This is a genomic window from Klebsiella michiganensis (assembly GCF_015139575.1).
Lineage (GTDB): Bacteria > Pseudomonadota > Gammaproteobacteria > Enterobacterales > Enterobacteriaceae > Klebsiella > Klebsiella michiganensis.
In genome coordinates, this window is sequence record NZ_AP022547.1 from 3,608,727 (window position 1) to 3,626,811 (window position 18,085).

General features: G+C 54.7%; 19 protein-coding genes. 12 read left to right on the plus strand and 7 right to left on the minus strand.

Annotated features, from left to right (window positions below; translation table 11 throughout):
• Positions 1 to 2 precede the first annotated feature (2 nt).
• The gene (locus JLG71_RS16960) at positions 3 to 650 is read right to left on the minus strand and encodes a YceH family protein (RefSeq protein WP_049071789.1); all 648 of its coding nucleotides are present in this window, start codon (positions 648 to 650) and stop codon (positions 3 to 5) included.
• A gap of 9 nt (positions 651 to 659) precedes the next feature.
• Complete coding sequence (gene rimJ / locus JLG71_RS16965) at positions 660 to 1,244, minus strand: ribosomal protein S5-alanine N-acetyltransferase (protein WP_004131378.1); 585 nt, start codon at positions 1,242 to 1,244, stop codon at positions 660 to 662.
• A gap of 229 nt (positions 1,245 to 1,473) precedes the next feature.
• Between rimJ and mdtH the strand changes: the two genes are divergently transcribed.
• The 8 genes from mdtH to JLG71_RS17005 all read left to right on the plus strand — a co-directional run bounded on the left by mdtH (position 1,474) and on the right by JLG71_RS17005 (position 7,549).
• Positions 1,474 to 2,682, plus strand: a complete 1,209-nt coding sequence (mdtH, locus tag JLG71_RS16970; RefSeq protein WP_004849878.1) for a multidrug efflux MFS transporter MdtH — start codon at positions 1,474 to 1,476, stop codon at positions 2,680 to 2,682.
• A gap of 65 nt (positions 2,683 to 2,747) precedes the next feature.
• A complete protein-coding gene (gene grxB, locus JLG71_RS16975) occupies positions 2,748 to 3,395 on the plus strand; it encodes a glutaredoxin 2 (protein ID WP_004849875.1) in 648 nt (215 codons plus the stop codon).
• Between the two features lie 135 nt (positions 3,396 to 3,530).
• On the plus strand, positions 3,531 to 4,091 hold the full coding sequence (locus JLG71_RS16980; protein ID WP_004849873.1) for a lipoprotein: 561 nt from the start codon (positions 3,531 to 3,533) through the stop codon (positions 4,089 to 4,091).
• A gap of 122 nt (positions 4,092 to 4,213) precedes the next feature.
• Positions 4,214 to 5,260: a dihydroorotase gene (pyrC, locus tag JLG71_RS16985; protein ID WP_014838079.1), complete on the plus strand. Its 1,047-nt coding sequence runs from the start codon at positions 4,214 to 4,216 to the stop codon at positions 5,258 to 5,260.
• 72 nt (positions 5,261 to 5,332) lie between these two features.
• On the plus strand, positions 5,333 to 5,578 hold the full coding sequence (gene dinI / locus JLG71_RS16990; protein WP_004101040.1) for a DNA damage-inducible protein I: 246 nt from the start codon (positions 5,333 to 5,335) through the stop codon (positions 5,576 to 5,578).
• A 286-nt stretch (positions 5,579 to 5,864) separates the two neighbouring features.
• Positions 5,865 to 6,119 carry a biofilm formation regulator BssS gene (bssS, locus tag JLG71_RS16995; protein ID WP_004101039.1) on the plus strand — a complete coding sequence of 85 codons (255 nt, stop codon included), beginning with the start codon at positions 5,865 to 5,867 and terminating at the stop codon, positions 6,117 to 6,119.
• Between the two features lie 124 nt (positions 6,120 to 6,243).
• Entirely contained in the window at positions 6,244 to 7,362 is a 1,119-nt protein-coding gene (solA, locus tag JLG71_RS17000; protein WP_025106904.1) for an N-methyl-L-tryptophan oxidase, read from the plus strand.
• Between the two features lie 73 nt (positions 7,363 to 7,435).
• The gene (locus tag JLG71_RS17005) at positions 7,436 to 7,549 is read left to right on the plus strand and encodes a YceO family protein (RefSeq protein WP_004101037.1); all 114 of its coding nucleotides are present in this window, start codon (positions 7,436 to 7,438) and stop codon (positions 7,547 to 7,549) included.
• Here JLG71_RS17005 and trhO read toward each other — a convergent pair.
• The gene (trhO, locus tag JLG71_RS17010) at positions 7,535 to 8,599 is read right to left on the minus strand and encodes an oxygen-dependent tRNA uridine(34) hydroxylase TrhO (RefSeq protein ID WP_004849866.1); all 1,065 of its coding nucleotides are present in this window, start codon (positions 8,597 to 8,599) and stop codon (positions 7,535 to 7,537) included. The two genes, JLG71_RS17005 and trhO, sit on opposite strands and share 15 nt — an antisense overlap.
• 209 nt (positions 8,600 to 8,808) lie before the next feature.
• On the opposite strand from trhO, the gene JLG71_RS17015 reads away from it, so the two are divergent.
• From JLG71_RS17015 to JLG71_RS17025, 3 genes are all read left to right on the plus strand, one after another.
• A complete protein-coding gene (locus JLG71_RS17015) occupies positions 8,809 to 9,729 on the plus strand; it encodes a Kdo(2)-lipid IV(A) acyltransferase (RefSeq protein ID WP_004849864.1) in 921 nt (306 codons plus the stop codon).
• A gap of 186 nt (positions 9,730 to 9,915) precedes the next feature.
• Complete coding sequence (mdtG, locus tag JLG71_RS17020; RefSeq protein WP_014228827.1) at positions 9,916 to 11,166, plus strand: multidrug efflux MFS transporter MdtG; 1,251 nt, start codon at positions 9,916 to 9,918, stop codon at positions 11,164 to 11,166.
• Between the two features lie 91 nt (positions 11,167 to 11,257).
• Positions 11,258 to 11,644, plus strand: coding sequence for a MysB family protein (locus JLG71_RS17025; protein ID WP_004137236.1), 387 nt, complete (start codon positions 11,258 to 11,260; stop codon positions 11,642 to 11,644).
• Here the strand turns inward: JLG71_RS17025 and JLG71_RS17030 are convergent, their stop codons facing one another.
• From JLG71_RS17030 to mdoG, 3 genes are all read right to left on the minus strand, one after another.
• The gene (locus JLG71_RS17030; RefSeq protein ID WP_004849859.1) at positions 11,645 to 11,872 is read right to left on the minus strand and encodes a YceK/YidQ family lipoprotein; all 228 of its coding nucleotides are present in this window, start codon (positions 11,870 to 11,872) and stop codon (positions 11,645 to 11,647) included.
• Between the two features lie 66 nt (positions 11,873 to 11,938).
• Positions 11,939 to 14,467, minus strand: coding sequence for a glucans biosynthesis glucosyltransferase MdoH (gene mdoH, locus JLG71_RS17035; RefSeq protein ID WP_014228826.1), 2,529 nt, complete (start codon positions 14,465 to 14,467; stop codon positions 11,939 to 11,941).
• On the minus strand, positions 14,460 to 16,013 hold the full coding sequence (gene mdoG, locus JLG71_RS17040) for a glucans biosynthesis protein MdoG (RefSeq protein ID WP_004101027.1): 1,554 nt from the start codon (positions 16,011 to 16,013) through the stop codon (positions 14,460 to 14,462). Before mdoG ends, mdoH begins: the two co-directional genes overlap by 8 nt.
• 251 nt (positions 16,014 to 16,264) lie before the next feature.
• On the opposite strand from mdoG, the gene mdoC reads away from it, so the two are divergent.
• Positions 16,265 to 17,425: a glucans biosynthesis protein MdoC gene (gene mdoC, locus JLG71_RS17045; protein ID WP_004849851.1), complete on the plus strand. Its 1,161-nt coding sequence runs from the start codon at positions 16,265 to 16,267 to the stop codon at positions 17,423 to 17,425.
• A gap of 36 nt (positions 17,426 to 17,461) precedes the next feature.
• Here mdoC and JLG71_RS17050 read toward each other — a convergent pair whose 3' ends face one another.
• Positions 17,462 to 18,052, minus strand: a complete 591-nt coding sequence (locus tag JLG71_RS17050; RefSeq protein WP_004849849.1) for a TetR/AcrR family transcriptional regulator — start codon at positions 18,050 to 18,052, stop codon at positions 17,462 to 17,464.
• Positions 18,053 to 18,085: the final 33 nt, after the last annotated feature.

The window sequence follows — 18,085 nt, forward strand, 5'->3', positions numbered from 1 at the left end:
GCTTAATCTCCCAGGTGAGCCAGCAGTGAATCGAGACGCGCTTTTAGCTCGGCAACTTCCGCCTCCAGCGCCTCAACGCGCATCTGAAGATCGTCGCCGGGCGGCGACACGGCCTCCACGACGGTAATCAGTGAATCCATATCATCGCAGAACAGATGCATATAGCGGCTTTCACGCTTGCCAGGCTCCCGCGGCAGACGCGCAACATAGGGGCCATCTTCTCGCGAAGCCAGGTTTTCGAGGACGCTTTCAACCTCGGCCATATCGCTGAATTCATGCATTCGCTGCGCGCGACCGCGGAGTTCGCCAGGCGTCTGCGCCCCGCGCAGCAGCAGTGTGGTCACGATAGCGACTTCCGCCGGCGTGAATTTCAGATCGCCGAATTCAGAGTTGCAGAAGCGTTGTTCATACTTGGTCACCCGATTGCCGAAACCGCTGACCGTACGCAAATAATGGCGCTTGACTAGCGTATCGAGCAGATCCTGAACTTCACTATCGCTGAGCGACATTACCGGTTCACGGTTTGTTTTCTGGTTACAGGCGGTGACCACCGCGTTGACCGACAGGGGGTACTGCTCCGGCGTGGTGACCTGCTTTTCCAGCAGGCAGCCAATGACCCGCGCCTCATGCGCGGTTAACTGATATTTCATGATGTCTCCTTAGCGACCCGGGGTCCAGTCCGGTGTCGTCAACGCCGTCAGTACGTGATCGCGCCACTGCCCATCAATGAGCAGGTAATCTTTGGCGTAACCCTCTTTTTCAAAGCCCAGCCGCGCCAGCAAATCGCCGCTGCGCTGATTATGCGGCATATAGTTTGCCATTATGCGATGGATATGTTGCGTGCGCTGCATATAGCGAATGGCCGACGTCAGCGCTTCATACATCAGCCCCTGCCCTTGCCATTTCTCCCCGATGGAGTAGCCGAGATAGCAGGCATGAAACGATCCGCGCACCACATTCGAAAAATTCGCCACGCCGATGATCTCTTTTTCTTCCGGGTCAAGCAGAGCAAAATAGAACGCCGAGCCCTGCTTATGAAACTCAGAAATCATCGATAAACGCGCCTGCCAGCCGGAAGGATAACAGTGGCTGTCATCGCGCACCGGTTCCCAGGGTTTTAAGAACCCTTTATTTTCCGCGTAATAATCGGCCAGACGCCAGGCGTCACGATCGTGCACCAGCCGAACCACCAGCCGGTCCGTCGTCAAACGCACCTTCGGTACGTTACTGCGATAGCCAAACATTCCCCTCTCCTGTTCCCCTGACGCAATACTTGCTGACTTTACTATACCTGTCCTGCACGGCGGTGTGAAAACAGCAACATACCATTTTCTGCACCATCTCTGCTTTTCGATGAATAGCCTCTATCGTTCTTGCATTTTGATAAAAAAATATTGTCGCGAGCGCGCTGGGAAAATAGCCATTAACCCCGCAAAATGTCAGAGCTTATTCTTATTTTTCCCTGGAGGGGAAATGTCCCGCGTATCGCAGGCAAGGAGCCTGGGTAAATATTTCCTGTTAGTCGATAACATGCTGGTCGTACTCGGCTTTTTCGTTGTGTTCCCGCTTATCTCCATTCGCTTTGTCGACCAGATGGGGTGGGCTGCGCTGATGGTCGGGATTGCGCTCGGCCTGCGTCAGCTGGTGCAGCAAGGCTTAGGAATATTTGGCGGCGCCATTGCCGACCGTTTTGGCGCCAAGCCGATGATCGTTACCGGTATGCTGATGCGCGCGGCCGGCTTCGCGGCGATGGCCGTCGCTCATGAACCCTGGGTGCTGTGGCTCTCCTGTATTCTTTCAGGCCTCGGCGGCACGCTGTTCGATCCCCCGCGGGCGGCGCTGGTGGTCAAGCTGGTACGCCCGCACCAGCGCGGACGTTTCTTCTCTATCCTGATGATGCAGGACAGCGCAGGAGCGGTGATCGGCGCGCTGCTGGGCAGCTGGCTGCTGCAATATGATTTTCGCCTGGTGTGCAGCGCCGGAGCGGCGCTGTTTATCGCCTGTGCGGCATTCAACGCCTGGTATCTTCCCGCCTGGAAGCTGTCGACGGTCAAAACGCCGGTTCGTGAAGGATTGGGGCGCGTGTTGCGCGACAAACGCTTTGTCACCTATGTGCTGACGCTGACCGGGTATTACATGCTAGCGGTGCAGGTGATGCTGATGCTGCCGATTATGGTGAATGATATTGCGGGTTCTCCGGCGGCGGTCAAATGGATGTACGCCATTGAAGCGACCATTTCGCTAACGCTGCTGTATCCGATTGCCCGCTGGAGCGAAAAGCGTTTTCGCCTGGAGCAGCGCCTGATGGCCGGCCTGCTGATCATGACGCTCGCGATGATGCCAATTGGCCTGAGCAGCAATTTGCAGCAGCTGTTTACGCTGATCTGCGTATTTTATATGGGGTCAATCATCGCTGAACCCGCGCGTGAAACGCTGGGGGCGTCGCTGGCGGATGCCAGAGCGCGCGGCAGCTATATGGGCTTTAGCCGGTTAGGCCTGGCCTTCGGCGGCGCTTTCGGCTACGCAGGCGGCGGCTGGCTGTTCGATGCCGGTAAGGCCGTCGGTCAGCCTGAGCTGCCGTGGCTGATGCTGGGCATTATCGGCCTCGCGACGTTTATTGCGCTGTGGTGGCAGTTCAGTCCAAAACGTTCGGCCTCCGGAATGCTGGAGCCGCGAACCTGATTTGCCGGGCCTTCCTTTCTCCTCCATACTGAATTGAGGATGTTCAGCAACAATGGAGGAGAAACGTGAAGTTATATATCTACGATCACTGCCCGTTCTGCCTTAAAGCCCGCATGATTTTCGGCCTGAAAAATATCCCCGTCGAACTGATTGTGCTCCTGAACGATGATGAATTAACCCCCACCCGAATGATCGGCCAGAAAATGGCGCCAATCCTGCAAAAAGACGATAGCCGCTATATGCCGGAAAGCATGGATATCGTGCACTATGTCGATAAGCTGGACGGCAAACCGCTGCTTACCGGCCCGCGTAATCCGGCGGTGGAAACCTGGCTGCGGAAGGTCAACGGCTACGCGAACCGCCTGCTGATCCCCCGCTTTGCCAAATCCGCGTTTGATGAATTCGCCACGCCAGAGGCGCGCGCCTATTTTGTGAAAAAGAAAGAGGCGGCTATCGGCAGCTTTGCTGACCATCTCGCCCATTCCCCCGGTCTGGTGAAGAACATCAGCGACGATCTGCGGGCGCTGGATAAACTGATTGTCCAGCCGAACGCCGTCAACGGAGAACTCTCTGAAGATGATATTCAGCTCTTTCCTCTGCTGAGGAATCTGACGCTGGTTGCCGGCGTGAACTGGCCGAGTCGGGTGGCCGCCTATCGTGACAACATGGCCAAACAGACGCAGATCAACCTGCTTTCTTCAATGGCTATTTAACCTCAAGGCAGCGGATGGTTTGGCCCTTCGCTGCCGAACGCCTCTTTTTCAGTCTTTTCCGCTAGCACCTCCTGCGCTGGCGGGCCATGCTGCTTTGTGTCAGGATGAACCCATGGCATGACATTAAGGAATCCAATGAAAAAGATGTTTATCGCGGCCGCGCTTATCGTTAGCGGCCTGCTTAGCGCCTGTAATCAGCTCACGCAATATTCCGTGAGCGAGCAGGAAATCAATCAGGCGCTGCAGAAACGTAACCACTTCGCTAAGGATATTGGCCTGCCAGGCGTAGCGGATGCCCATATTGAACTGCAAAATCTTACCAGCGCTATTGGCCGTGAAGAACCAAACAAAGTCACGTTAAGCGGCGTGGCCAATTTAGATCTGAATTCACTTTTCGGGAACCAGAAAGCGACCATCGATCTGAAGCTCAAAGCGCTGCCGGCTTTCAATAAAGAAAAGGGGGCCATTTTCCTGCAGGAGATGGAAGTCGTCGATGCTAAAGTTCAGCCGGAAAAGCTCCAGTCTGTCGTACAGACGCTGATCCCTTACCTGAATCAGTCCCTGCGTAGCTACTTCAATCAGCAGCCTGCCTACGTCCTGCGCGAGGATGCCAGCACCGGTGAAGCGCTGGCGAAAAAGTATGCTAAAGGGATTGAAGTGAAGCCCGGCGAGATTATTATCCCGTTCACCAACTGATGGCTCGGGCGCTGAAGCGCCCGATTTTTTACGGAAGTTGATGCAAAGGAAAACGTTTACGCTTATCCTTAGTGCCCGGCAAAAACAGCCCTGATGACTGAACCTATTAGCCGGAGCCTTCCATGACAGCACAATCCCAGGTATTGAAAATCCGCCGCCCTGACGACTGGCATATCCATCTGCGCGATGACGATATGTTAAAAACCGTCGTGCCTTATACCAGTGAATTTTATGGCCGGGCAATCGTGATGCCAAACCTGGTACCGCCTGTCACTACCGTCGAAGCCGCCCTCGCCTATCGCCAGCGTATCGTTGATGCGATCCCTGCGGGCCATGATTTTACGCCGCTGATGACCTGCTATCTGACGGATACGCTCGACCCGGCTGAGCTGGAGCGCGGATTTAACGAAGGCGTATTCACTGCCGCCAAGCTCTATCCGGCCAACGCCACCACCAACTCCAGCCACGGCGTCACCAGTACGGATGCCATTATGCCGGTGCTGGAACGCATGGAAAAGCTGGGGATGCCTCTGCTGGTTCACGGTGAGGTCACCCATGCTGATATCGATATTTTTGACCGGGAAGCGCGCTTTATTGAAACGGTCATGGAGCCGCTGCGTCAGCGCCTGCCCGGCCTGAAGGTGGTCTTCGAACACATCACGACCAAAGATGCCGCTGAATACGTACGCGACGGTAACGAGCTGCTGGCGGCCACCATCACCCCGCAGCACCTGATGTTCAACCGTAACCATATGCTGGTTGGCGGCGTGCGTCCCCACCTTTATTGCCTGCCGATCCTGAAACGCAATATTCACCAGCAAGCGCTGCGCGAACTGGTTGCCAGCGGTTTTGACCGCGCTTTCCTCGGCACGGATTCCGCTCCCCATGCCCGCCATCGTAAGGAAGCCAGCTGCGGATGCGCAGGCTGTTTTAACGCGCCGACCGCGCTGGGCAGCTACGCCACGGTATTTGAGGAGATGAACGCCCTGCAACACTTTGAAGCCTTCTGTTCGCTTAACGGCCCCCGCTTCTATGGCCTGCCGGTCAATGAGGGCTACGTGGAGCTGGTGCGCGAAGAGAGCCAGGTGGTCGAGAGTATCGCCCTGCCAGGCGACGCGCTGGTGCCGTTCCTTGCCGGGGAAACCGTGCGCTGGACGATGAAAAAATAAATAGCCTGCCCCCTGTTGTAAATCTTCAGAGTGTACTGTATAAATAAACAGTACATTATCCAGGGGGCAATTATGCGTATTGAAGTCTCTATCGCCAAATCAACAGCCTTACCCAACGGCGCCTTAGATGCGCTGAACAATGAACTCTCGCGTCGTATCGAACAGCAGTTTCCCTCTACCTCAAGTCAGGTAACGGTTCGGTACGCGGCTAATAACAATCTGTCGGTTATCGGCGGCCTGAAAGAAGACAAAGACCGGATTAGCGAAATCCTGCAAGAAACCTGGGAAAGCGCTGACGACTGGTTTGTCCGCGACTAGTCAATTAAATTTGCTCCCTCATTGTGCAATTTTTTGCCGGGTCGCCCCGGCTTTTTTATTTTTTTCATAGTCAGACTCTCCCCTATTGCTTTTCCTTAGCACCTTCATAAATAACAATTAACCCTCCCTGATTTGCCTAAAAAATCAGCAAATGGGCGCGTATGTATCTCTATTTCATTTAATTTCTCGAGTTTATTCTTGACTACTGATATAATTAACTTGCTTCAAAAAACACGCATTAAACCTCGAGAACTGTTGTCTTTTAACATATGAATAAGGGGTTATGATGGAAAAGAATAATGAAGTCATCCAGACCCATCCCCTCGTCGGATGGGACATCAGCACCGTTGATAGTTACGATGCGCTGATGTTGCGCCTGCACTACCAAAACCCCGCTCAAGAAAGCAGTAGAGACGCAGAGATTGGCCAGACGCTATGGCTAACGACGGACGTCGCACGTCAGTTTATTTCGATTCTGGAAGCAGGTATTGCGAAGATTGAATCTGGCGAATACCAGGAAAATGAGTATCGAAGGCATTAAAATTTAGCGCTAATGTCAGAATATTCACTTAACAGGCACCCTCGGGTGCCTGAATTATTTTCGGGCTTGTATAACAGCAGGTTGTTAATTACCCTGCTAATAAAGCAATAACCTGGAACCCACCATGCAATACGATCTTATCATTATCGGTAGCGGCTCGGTCGGCGCTGCCGCAGGCTATTATGCGCGGCAGGCAGGGCTCAACGTACTGATGATTGATGCCCATCAGCCGCCGCATCAGGAAGGCAGCCATCACGGCAGTACCCGCCTCATTCGTCACGCCTATGGCGAAGGCGAAAGATATGTCCCCCTGGTACTGCGCGCGCAACAGCTATGGGATGAGTTTGCCGCCGCCAGCGGTGAAGCCGTCTTTGAACGTACAGGAGTGATTAACCTCGGGCCTGCCGGCTCCGACTTTCTGCGCAATGTTGCCAGCAGCGCGCGCGAGTTCCAGCTCAATATCGAAGAAATGGATGCGCAGACGGTGATGACTCGCTGGCCGGAAATTCGTATTCCTGATGATTATCGGGCGATATTTGAACCCGCATCCGGCATACTGCGCAGCGAACTGGCCGTTGAAAGCTGGATCCGTCTGGCACGCGAAGCGGGCGCCGCACAGCTCTTCAACTGCCCGGTGTCGGCCATTCACCACACGCCGAACGGCGTAACCGTCGATACGCTTGATGGTGAGTACAGCGGCAAAAAACTGCTGGTTAGCGCCGGTACCTGGGTTACCCGGCTGATGCCAGAACTCCCTGTCCAGCCGGTACGTAAAATTTTCGCCTGGTTTCAGGCGGATGGCCGCTACAGCAGCAAAAATAATTTCCCGGCGTTTACCGGTGAGTTAGCGAATGGCGATCAGTTTTACGGTTTCCCGGCAGAAGATAACGAATTGAAAATCGGCAAGCATAACGGCGGGCAGCCTATTTCCACGCCGGAAGAACGTAAGCCGTTTGGTGCCGTTGCAACGGACGGCTCTGAAGCTTTTAGCTTCTTGCGTAATGTGTTGCCCGGTATCGGCGGCTGCCTGCATGGCGCATCCTGTACCTATGACAACACCGCCGACGAGGACTTTATCATTGATACGCTGCCCGGCCAGCCGGATACGCTATTGATTACCGGCCTGAGCGGACACGGCTTTAAGTTCGCACCGGTACTCGGTGAACTGGCCACACGGTTCGCGCTTGAAGAACCCTTTGGGTTTGATCTATCCCCGTTTTCACTGGCGCGGTTTAAGAAATAATCGCCCGCCGTACAACCTGACAACCACGCTAAAGAAACGGCCTCGCTTGAGGCCGTGAATGATGAGAGAGATGATGCGTCGCCTGTTCGAATTACTGGTTAACAACGTCCGCGAACATTTTATGATTTATCTGGCGCTGTGGCTTCTGCTGGCGTTTATCGATCTTATCTGGCTATGGTTTTTCTGAAGGCTCAGGATCCGGGATCCCCAGCTTCGTATTCAACCGACCGCGAGATTTATTAAAGATCTTATTGCCATTCTCGCGGCCGGCGCGCAGTTTTCGCTGCTCCTCTTCCGGCAGCTTATGCTCTTCCATGCAGGCTTCGCTACAGCAGCCGGCGAATTTCTCCGCGCAGGCAGGACACTGAATAAACAGCAGGTGGCAACCATCGTTCAGGCAGTTGGTATGGCTGTCGCAGGGAGCGCCGCACTGATGGCAATGGGCGATAACATCATCTGAGATACGCTCTCCCATACGCTCATCGAATACAAAGTTCTTACCGACAAAGCGAACCGGCAGCCCCTGTTCGCGCGCGCGTCGCGCGTATTCGATAATCCCGCCCTCAATATGCGAGACCTTAGTGAACCCATTGTGCTTCATCCACGCGCTGGCTTTTTCGCAGCGGATACCGCCGGTGCAGTACATCACGATATTTTTATCTTTATGTTCCTGCATCATCTCAACGGCCTTCGGCAGCTGGTCGCGAAACGTATCCGCCGGGATCTCCAGCGCGTTCTCGAAATGGCCGACCTCATATTCGTAATGGTTACGCATATCAATAAAGACCGCATCCGGGTCGTCCAGCATCGCGTTGACTTCCGCAGCCTTTAAATAATCGCCCACGTCCGATGCATCAAACGTCGGATCGTCAATCCCATCCGCGACGATCCGATCGCGTACCTTGAGACGCAGAACCCAGAAGGATTTACCGTCATCATCGAGGGCGATATTCAGGCGCAGGCCATTCAGGGCGGGATCAAAAGCGTATAAGAATTCGCGCAGCGCATCGACCCGGCTTTGCGGAACGCTAATTTGCGCGTTAATACCTTCGTGAGCCAGATAAATTCGGCCAAAAACGTTCAGCTTAGTCAACGCAATCCACAGCGCATCGCGCGTGGCTTTTGGGTCGATAATAGTGAAATATTTATAAAACGAGATCGTCGTGCGCGGCTCGGTCTCAGCCAACATTTGCGCCTTTAACGTCTCATTTGAAATGCGGTTATGTAACACTGGCATGGTGTACCTGCTCGGCATAGTCAATGAGTAAAATAAACGGCGGGCATCATATAGCAAACACGCTTAATTTACATCCCCACATTTTGCGCTACATTTTTCTCACCCATATTTGCTTGCGTTAACATTAAATGCCATCTGCGGCCGGTATTTTGGCTGAGGCATAAAAAAATGCGATAATAGAACACGTTGCTTAATTAAACAGGTATGAGATGACCCATTTACCTAAATTTTCCGCAGCGTTGCTGCACCCGCGTTACTGGTTGCTTTGGCTCGGGATCGGCCTGCTCTGGTTGGTTGTTCAGCTGCCTTATCCGCTGATTTATCGCCTCGGAACCGGTCTTGGCCGCCTCGCCATGCGGCTAATGAAGCGCCGGGCCAAAATAGCCAACCGGAATCTGGAGCTCTGTTTTCCCGATAAGAGCGAACAAGAGCGTCACCGCATGGTCGTGGCAAACTTTGAATCCGTTGGCATGGGGTTAATGGAAACCGGCATGGCCTGGTTCTGGCCGACGAAGCGTATTGCGCGCTGGACTGACTCCATCGGCGTCGAGCATATCCGTGATGTTCAGGCGCAAAAGCGCGGCATTTTGCTGATTGGCATTCATTTCCTCACGCTGGAGATGGGCGCGCGCATGTTCGGTATCAACGAGCCGGGCATTGGCGTTTATCGTCCAAACGATAACCCGGTTATCGACTGGCTGCAGACATGGGGACGCCTGCGCTCCAACAAAGACATGATCGATCGTAAGGATCTGAAAGGCATGATCCGCGCGCTGAAAAAGGGTGAAGTGATCTGGTATGCGCCGGATCACGACTATGGCCCGGCCGCCAGCGTATTTGTGCCGTTTTTCGCCGTTGACCAGGCCGCGACCACTTCGGGCACCTGGATGCTGGCAAAGATGTCTAAAGCCTGCGTTGTGCCGTTCGTGCCGCGCCGTAAACCGGACGGTAAAGGCTATGAGCTGATTATCCTGCCGCCGGAGTGCGATCCGCCGCTGGACGATGCGGAGACTACCGCCGTCTGGATGAACAAAGTGGTAGAGAAGTGCATATTGATGGCGCCGGAACAGTATATGTGGATGCATCGCCGCTTTAAAACGCGTCCTGAAGGCGTTCCTTCTCGTTACTAGCGCCTCCCGGCGCGCGCTCGCGCAATGGCTCCGCATCTGAATCCGGATGCGGAGTAAGCCCCACCGTTCAGAGCCCTCCTTTAGCTTTAAAAGCTCTCCTCCATTGCGGCAACCATTTCTCAGGCGCATAATTAGCAGGCTCATATTTTCAATTATTTGACCTGCGCGGCAGGCCAGTGGAATCCTATGCCCTCTGCTGATACCCCCATTAACTGGAAACGTAATCTCACCGTCACCTGGCTCGGCTGCTTTTTAACCGGCGCCGCCTTTAGCCTGGTGATGCCGTTCCTCCCGCTCTACGTCGAACAACTCGGCGTAACCGGCCATAGCGCCCTCAATATGTGGTCAGGGCTGGTTTTCAGCATTACCTTTTTATTTTCCGCCGTGGCCTCCCCCTTCTGGGGCGGTCTCGCGGACCGCAAAGGGCGCAAAATTATGCTGCTGCGCTCGGCCCTCGGTATGGCAATCGTTATGCTGCTGATGGGCCTGGCGCAGAATATCTGGCAGTTTCTGATCCTGCGCGCGCTGTTAGGTCTGCTCGGCGGATTTATTCCTAACGCCAATGCGCTGATAGCGACGCAAATTCCCCGTCATAAGAGCGGCTGGGCGCTGGGGACTCTCTCTACCGGGGCGGTCAGCGGCGCGCTGCTGGGGCCGCTGGCCGGCGGTTTCCTGGCCGATCACTGGGGATTGCGTACCGTCTTCTTTATGACGGCAGGCGTGCTGTTTATTTGTTTCTTATTTACCCTTTTTCTCATCCGCGAAAATTTTGTCGCCGTCAGTAAAAAAGAGATGCTCAGCGCGAAAGACGTTTTCACGTCGCTTAAAAATCCGAAGCTGGTGCTGAGTCTGTTTGTGACATCGCTGATTATCCAGGTGGCTACCGGTTCTATCGCGCCGATTTTGACGCTTTACGTGCGCGATCTCGCCGGCAACGTCAGTAATATTGCGTTTATCAGCGGCATGATAGCTTCAGTCCCCGGTATTGCCGCCCTGCTTAGCGCCCCTCGCCTCGGTAAACTCGGCGACCGTATCGGTCCGGAAAAGATCCTGATCGTTGCGCTGGTGATTTCTGTCCTGCTCCTGATTCCCATGTCGTTTGTCCAGACGCCGCTGCAGCTGGGGATCCTGCGCTTCCTGTTAGGCGCCGCCGATGGCGCGCTGCTGCCGGCAGTGCAAACGCTGCTGGTGTACAACTCCACCAGCCAAATCTCGGGCAGAATATTCAGCTATAACCAGTCGTTCCGCGATATCGGCAACGTCACGGGCCCGCTCATCGGCGCATCGGTTTCCGCCAACTACGGCTTCCGGGCAGTCTTTTTAGTCACCGCCGGTGTGGTGCTGTTCAATGCGGTTTACTCGACCCTGACCCTCGGTCGCTCCCGCCGCCCCCGGGCAACGGACAATCCGGGTTCCGGCACGCATTCGGTAAATTAATGTCCGTGTGGCGTTCACCTCCTTGACGCATTGCCAACCGCCTTCTATAGATTGAATCGTGTTCATTTCTATTCATCTTAGGAGGTTAGCCATGCCAAAGGATTCGATGTTCTATGCCACGCTTGAAGAAGCAATCGATGCAGCCCGCGAGGAGTTTCTGGCTAATAATCCCGATAGCGACGAAGAGAGCGCCAGCATTGAGCAGCTAAATATCCAGAAGTACGTACTCCAGGACGGTGATATTGCCTGGCAGGCCGAATTTTTCGCCGACGAGGATGAACAGGGCGAATGTCTGCCGGTCCTCAGCGGTCAGGCTGCGCAGAGCGTCTTTGACGGCGATTATGATGAGATTGAGCTTCGCCAGGAGTGGCTGGAAGAAAACACGCTGCATGAATGGGATGAAGGCGAGTTTCAGCTTGAACCCTCTCTCGATACCGAGGAGGGCCAGGCTGCCGCCGATGAATGGGATGAACGCTAATTAGTTATAGGGGCCGTGGCTGGCGTCAAGCGGCAGCAGTAGCGTATCAAACACCAGCGAAAAGGGCAGATCGAGAATAGTGATATAGCGCCATGCTGAATCACGAACATCCCACTGAACGCCGGGATAGTACTGGTTTCCATGGCCCTGGCCAGGCACTGTGCGGCTGATAATACTCCCGCAGCCGCTGAGAAACAGCGTCATTGCGATAACCAGTAAAACTCTCATCAACAACCTCGATTTTCAGGTAAAAAAATACCGGCACCATTGCCGGTATTTTCCTTAACGTACGGCTTACTTCGTTTTTAACGCCAGCGGATTCAACGTCAGCTGCTGATAGGCGCCTACCCACGAAGAGTATTTCTCCGGCGCGGCCCACACGCGATAGTGCAAGCGTGACATCGTGACCGGGTCGCTCAGCAATACCAGACGACGATCGCGGTTTAGTTTATCCGGCGTCTCGTTCAGCGCCTGCTCAACGTGACGTTCGCGGGCGATATCCAGAATATGCCCGTGACGGTGGCGCGCGGTGGCCATCGCCGTTGCCAGCGCGTTAAACGACGGGTTAAATACCGCATGCATAAAGCCGTCGTCCAGCGAACGCTGACGGTTGAGCGTCAGATAAGCGTCAGTATCTTTAAGCACCTGCGGCGGGGAGTACTCTTCCGGGATCAGGAACAGCTTCCAGCGTTTAGTGCGCAGGCCGATGGTGGCGCGGCTGGAAATGGCCGACACGAACGGCGACAGAATCAGCGACACCACAATCGGCGCCAGCCAGAACAGGAAGCGCAGATCCAGCCATGCCATGCCCACCGCCCAGACCAGACCCAACAGCATCTGCGAGCCGTGACGCATAAACGCTTCGCCCCACGGGGTAGAGTCGTCATCACGCTGCGGCGAGTTCCACACCACTTCCCAGCCGAGGAACGCGCTGACCACAAACACGGTATGGAACAGCATACGCACCGGCGCCAGCAGCACCGAAAAGAGCACCTCCAGCAGCAGAGAAAGGGTCACGCGGATAAATCCGCCGTACTCTTTTGGCCCTTTACACCACACCAGGATAATACTCAGCAGCTTCGGCAGAAACAGCAGCACCATGGTGGAAGCAAACAGGGCAATGGCCAGCTCCGGACGCCACTGCGGCCAGACCGGGAACAGCTGCCGCGGCTGCAGAAAGTACTGCGGTTCGGTCAACGCATGCACCACCTGCAGGGCAGTTGAGAGCGCAAGGAACATAAACCACAGCGGCGCCGACAGGTATGACATCACGCCGGTCAGGAACACCGCGCGGTGAACCGGGTGCATCCCTTTAACCAGGAACAGGCGGAAGTTCATCAGGTTCCCCTGACACCAGCGGCGATCGCGTTTCAGCTCGTCCAGCAGGTTCGGCGGCAGCTCTTCATAAGATCCGGGGAGATCGTAAGCAATCCAGACCCCCCATCCGGCGCGACGCATCAATGCGGCTTCGACGAAGTCGTGCGACAGAATGGAACCCGCGAAGTTACCCTCACCCGGCAGCGGCGCGAGGGCACAGTGCTCAATAAATGGTTTCACCCGGATAATGGCGTTGTGTCCCCAGTAGTGCGATTCGCCCAACTGCCAGAAGTGCAGCCCGGCGGTAAACAGCGGGCCGTAGACGCGGGTGGCAAATTGCTGACAGCGAGCATACAGCGTATCCATGCCCGACGCGCGAGGCGATGACTGGATGATACCGGCATTCGGGTTCGCTTCCATCAGGCGCACCAGGCCGCTCAGGCACTCACCGCTCATGACGGAGTCGGCATCCAGCACCACCATGTAGCTATACTGGCTACCCCAACGGCGGCAGAAGTCATCAATGTTACCGCTTTTGCGCTTCACGCGGCGGCGGCGGCGGCGATAGAAGATCTGCCCTTCGCCCTGCACTTCAGCAATGAGCTCCATCCACGCCTTTTGCTCTGCCACGCAGATGTCCGGGTTGTAGCTATCGCTCAGGATATAGACATCAAAGTGCTCGGCGTTGCCGCTGGCCTTTACCGACTCCCAGGTCGCACGCAGGCCCGCGAATACGCGGTCAACGTCTTCGTTGCAGATCGGCATGATCAGCGCCGTGCGATGCTCCGGGTTCAACGGCTCATTCCCGACGGTGGAGGCTGAGATACTGTACTTATCACGCCCGATGAGCAGCTGCAGGAAGCCCATCAGCGCGGTCCAGAACCCCGCTGAGACCCAGCAAAAAAGCACGGCGAACAGGATCAGGATCCCCGACTGCAGCACATAGGGCAGCAGCTGCATAAAGGAGATCCACAGGTTCTGCCCCACCATATCCGCCGGGTTAATCAGCGCCCAGCCCTGGTAGGGCAAAATGGTTTTCATGTACCACGTCGCCACCACGGTCTGCGCCAGCGTCAGCAGCAGAAGAATGTAGCGGCGGATAGAGCCGACGGTACGCCATTTCTGCTCGCTCTCCTGCTCTTCCTGGCTCAGGCGAGAAAGATAGCGCGGCGTCACGTCGCGTCCGCGCAGCCGATCCCAGAAGCGCCCGACCGGGTTAGTCCGCCAGGGGTCCGGAAACATGGAGGAGCGTTTTGCTTTCGGCATGGCGTTGAGCTGGGTGCGCCCTTCGTCATCCTTAACCAGCTGGTTACCGGCCAGTGAATCTGGCCAGCTGTGCTCCAGCCGCGATTTTACCGACCCCAGCGGGGAGTCGTCTTCGCGGTGGTAAACGTGATGTTCAGCGTCCAGTGCTTGATGTACGGCCTGCAGACTTGCGTCAGGTAACGCGCGTTTTTCTGCATCCGACAGCGGCAATGCGTCGATGTACTTCGTTATCTTATTCATTGGCAGGCAGCTGATAGCTCCAGGTTTCGCTCAGCGTCTGGTCGGTATTGACCAGGGCTGCGCGCATATCCGTGGTTTTCTTAGGATCTTTCACTTTGACGCGCAGGATCATACGCCAGCCTTTCGTTACTGGGTTGTAGCGCACGGTATTTTCGACGATTTCAGCGTTATCGCCGATGCTGGCCTGGGCAGTCACTGGCGTATCTGCGGGCAGCTTTTTCATCTCGGCGCCGGTGAAATCGACAATAAAGGCAATGGTGCCATCAGGCTGGCGGATCAGATTCGATTGCTTGACGTCGCCGGTAGAACGGCGGGTCTGCATAACGTAAGCGTTATCCGGCGCATGCAGTTTGTCTTCGTCACGGCTGAAAGTGATGGTGTATTTGAAGTTCATCTCTTTGCCGGGTTCCGGCAGCTGATCCGGCGTCCAGTAGGTGACGATGTTATCGTTGGTTTCATCGTTGGTTGGGATCTCGACCAGTTCGATTTTCCCTTTGCCCCAATCACCTTTCGGCGTAATCCACGCGCTTGGGCGCAGATCGTAGCGGTCGTCGAGGTCTTCAAAACGCGAGAACTGACGGCCGCGCTGCAGCAGGCCAAACCCCTGCGGGTTTTCCATTGCGTAGCTGCTGACGGCCAGGTGTTTCGGGTTATTGAGCGGACGCCAGATCCACTCACCGTTACCGGCAAGAATGGACAGCCCGTTGGAGTCGTGCAGCGCCGGGCGGTAGTTGGTGGTCGGAGACGGCTGATGCGGCCCGAACAGGAACATGCTGGTTAACGGCGCCACGCCCAGTTTACCGACTTTGTCACGCAGATAGACCTTAGACTGCACGTCCACCACGGTATCGCGACCGGGCATGATCACAAAGCGATAGGCGCCGGTTGCGCGCGGGGAATCAAGCAGCGCATAAATCGTCAGGCGTTTATCGGTGGCTTTAGGACGCTCAATCCAGAACTCACGGAAGCGCGGGAACTCTTCTCCGGACGGCAGCGCGGTATCGATAGCCAGTCCGCGGGCAGAAAGCCCATATACCTGGCCCTGACCGAGCACGCGGAAATAGCTGGCTCCGAGCATGCTGACGATCTCATCGTTCTTGTCTTTGCTGTTGATCGGATACAGAACCTTAAAGCCCGCAAAACCGAGGTCTTTAACCGTGTCTTTATCGTGCTGAACGTTGCCAAAATTAAAATAGTCCGGGCTATATTTAATTTTACGTACGCTGGTTGCCGTCACTTCATTAATGGTGACCGGCGTATCGAAATACATTCCCTGGTGATAAAACTCGAGCTTGAACGGGCTTTTCAGATTATTCCAATAGGCTTTGTCGTGATTAAACTGAATTTGCTGATAGTCCGCATACTTCATGTCGCGGAAGGCAGAGGGCAGGTTACTTTTAGGCGCTTCAAAGCCTTTGCCGGCTAACGTTTGTGCCTCTTTTGCGACGTCATCAATGCTGAATGCCCATGCAGATGAAGTACACAGGGACAACATTACGGCTGCGCTTAACCAACGCATTTTCATCATCTGTGGTTTATGTTTCATATAAGTAAGCACTTCCCCCTTTGTGTGCTTAAATCGATCCGATCTATTTTAATGGAAACTCAGGCATTCCGACAACATAATCCCTGCATTGTTCGGCATCGCGGCACAGGGAATACACAGTTACTGCCCCGTTTGCACTTTGCGTGCTTATCCTGGAGACAGTTAACCAGAGTTCATGTAGGGTTGCAGAGAATTTAAACGTTATCACGTTGAGTGATAAGACGAATTGTCTGAGAATGTAGTGATATTGTATGAATAATACTCCGGTACAGCGTGAATATTTTTTCGATAGCATCCGCGCCTGGCTGATGCTATTGGGCATCCCTTTTCACATTTCGCTCATTTACTCCAGCCACAGCTGGCATGTTAACAGCGCCGAGCCCTCGTGGTGGCTGACGTTATTTAACGACTTCATCCATGCCTTTCGCATGCAGGTCTTCTTTGTGATTTCCGGCTATTTTTCCTACATGCTTTTTCTGCGCTATCCGCTGAAAAAATGGTGGAAAGTACGCGTTGAGCGCGTCGGCATTCCCATGTTAACGGCGATCCCGCTCCTGACCCTGCCGCAGTTTATTATGCTGCAGTACGTCAACGGTAAAGCGGATAACTGGCATACGCTGTCAGGCTATGACAAGTTCAACACCCTCGCCTGGGAGCTGATCTCTCATCTGTGGTTTTTGTTGGTGCTGGTGGTCCTGACGTCGCTGGGCGTGGTGATGTTCAAATGGCTGACGCGACCGCGTTCTGCCGCTGCGCCCACCTTTGGTGACACCGTCACATTAGGCCAGCTGTCGATGATTTTTCTCGCTCTGGGCGTGCTGTACGCGGTCATCCGCCGCACTATTTTTATTCTCTATCCGCCCATTCTCAGCAACGGTCTGTTCAACTTTATCGTGATGCAGACGCTGTTCTATCTGCCTTTCTTTATCCTGGGCGCCCAGACGTTTATTAACGCGCGGCTGAAGACGATGTTCACGACTCCCTCGCCGTGGTGCTTTGTGGCGGCTTTACTGGGATTTATCGCCTACCGACTGAATCAGCAGTACGGCTCGGGCGATGGCTGGATGTACGAAACGGAGTACGTGATTACGATGGTGCTGGGGCTATGGATGGTCAACGTGGTCTTTTCGCTTGGCCACCGTTTGTTAAATTTCCAGTCCGCGCGGGTGACCTACTTCGTCAACGCATCGCTATTTATCTACCTGGTGCACCACCCTCTGACCCTGCTCTACGGGGCATGGATAACCCCGGTCATTCAATCAAATACCCTTGGATTTATCACCGGGCTGGTTTTTGTTGTCGGGATTGCACTGGTGCTGTATGAAATTCATCTGCGGATACCGCTGTTGCGCTTTCTTTTTTCCGGAAAATTCCAGCAAAAGACGGCTAAGCCGCAAATTTCCGCCAGTTAAAACAGGGAGCTGCTGTGTGGAACGCACATAGCAGCGCTATTTTTGCGCAAACAACAGCTGAAAGACATCGCGGTACAGGCTCTCCATCGCCGCTTTATCTACCGTCGGAGCCGTCGCCAGGTCGCAACGGTATGCCGCCCCTTCCGTTAATATCGCGATAAATTCGCAGGCGACGCTAATTTGCTCCGCGGTCATCTCAGGATGGTAGTGGCGGGTAAGCCGCCCGCCCTCCTCTTTCAGGCGACGATCGGCCTGGATCATAATTTCACGCAGGCGCGGATTTCGGGACGCCTCGGCGTTAATTTCCATCAGCAGATAATTATCGTTTTTCGTAGACTCGGTCGCGGGGAGCACGCCGGCTAAAACTGAAGCCATGCGGGCTAAATCATGATTCCCGGCAACCATTTCGCCCACTCTGGCATTCACGATCTCGCTGACGATAACTTCGATGATCTCTTCTTTGCTGGCGAAAACGCGATATAGCTGGCCTACGCTAAGGCCAGCCTGACGCGCAATATCCGCTACGGAGGCGCCATGCAGGCCCTTTTCCGCGAAACATTTTTGTGCCGCGGCAACAATTTCCATCCGGCGAAGCCGTTGTTTTTGTAGAACCTTCCCTTCAGTCACCGATGACTCTCCCATTATGATAGTTTCCCGTCT

Bases quoted from the DNA above. Each gene is read 5' to 3' on its own strand.
- JLG71_RS16960 (WP_049071789.1), bottom strand. From the start codon at position 650: ATGAAATATCAGTTAACCGCGCATGAGGCGCGGGTCATTGGCTGCCTG.
- rimJ (WP_004131378.1), bottom strand. From the start codon at position 1,244: ATGTTTGGCTATCGCAGTAACGTACCGAAGGTGCGTTTGACGACGGAC.
- mdtH (WP_004849878.1), top strand. From the start codon at position 1,474: ATGTCCCGCGTATCGCAGGCAAGGAGCCTGGGTAAATATTTCCTGTTA.
- JLG71_RS16980 (WP_004849873.1), top strand. From the start codon at position 3,531: ATGAAAAAGATGTTTATCGCGGCCGCGCTTATCGTTAGCGGCCTGCTT.
- pyrC (WP_014838079.1), top strand. From the start codon at position 4,214: ATGACAGCACAATCCCAGGTATTGAAAATCCGCCGCCCTGACGACTGG.
- dinI (WP_004101040.1), top strand. From the start codon at position 5,333: ATGCGTATTGAAGTCTCTATCGCCAAATCAACAGCCTTACCCAACGGC.
- bssS (WP_004101039.1), top strand. From the start codon at position 5,865: ATGGAAAAGAATAATGAAGTCATCCAGACCCATCCCCTCGTCGGATGG.
- solA (WP_025106904.1), top strand. From the start codon at position 6,244: ATGCAATACGATCTTATCATTATCGGTAGCGGCTCGGTCGGCGCTGCC.
- JLG71_RS17005 (WP_004101037.1), top strand. From the start codon at position 7,436: ATGCGTCGCCTGTTCGAATTACTGGTTAACAACGTCCGCGAACATTTT.
- trhO (WP_004849866.1), bottom strand. From the start codon at position 8,599: ATGCCAGTGTTACATAACCGCATTTCAAATGAGACGTTAAAGGCGCAA.
- JLG71_RS17015 (WP_004849864.1), top strand. From the start codon at position 8,809: ATGACCCATTTACCTAAATTTTCCGCAGCGTTGCTGCACCCGCGTTAC.
- mdtG (WP_014228827.1), top strand. From the start codon at position 9,916: ATGCCCTCTGCTGATACCCCCATTAACTGGAAACGTAATCTCACCGTC.
- JLG71_RS17025 (WP_004137236.1), top strand. From the start codon at position 11,258: ATGCCAAAGGATTCGATGTTCTATGCCACGCTTGAAGAAGCAATCGAT.
- JLG71_RS17030 (WP_004849859.1), bottom strand. From the start codon at position 11,872: ATGAGAGTTTTACTGGTTATCGCAATGACGCTGTTTCTCAGCGGCTGC.
- mdoH (WP_014228826.1), bottom strand. From the start codon at position 14,467: ATGAATAAGATAACGAAGTACATCGACGCATTGCCGCTGTCGGATGCA.
- mdoG (WP_004101027.1), bottom strand. From the start codon at position 16,013: ATGAAACATAAACCACAGATGATGAAAATGCGTTGGTTAAGCGCAGCC.
- mdoC (WP_004849851.1), top strand. From the start codon at position 16,265: ATGAATAATACTCCGGTACAGCGTGAATATTTTTTCGATAGCATCCGC.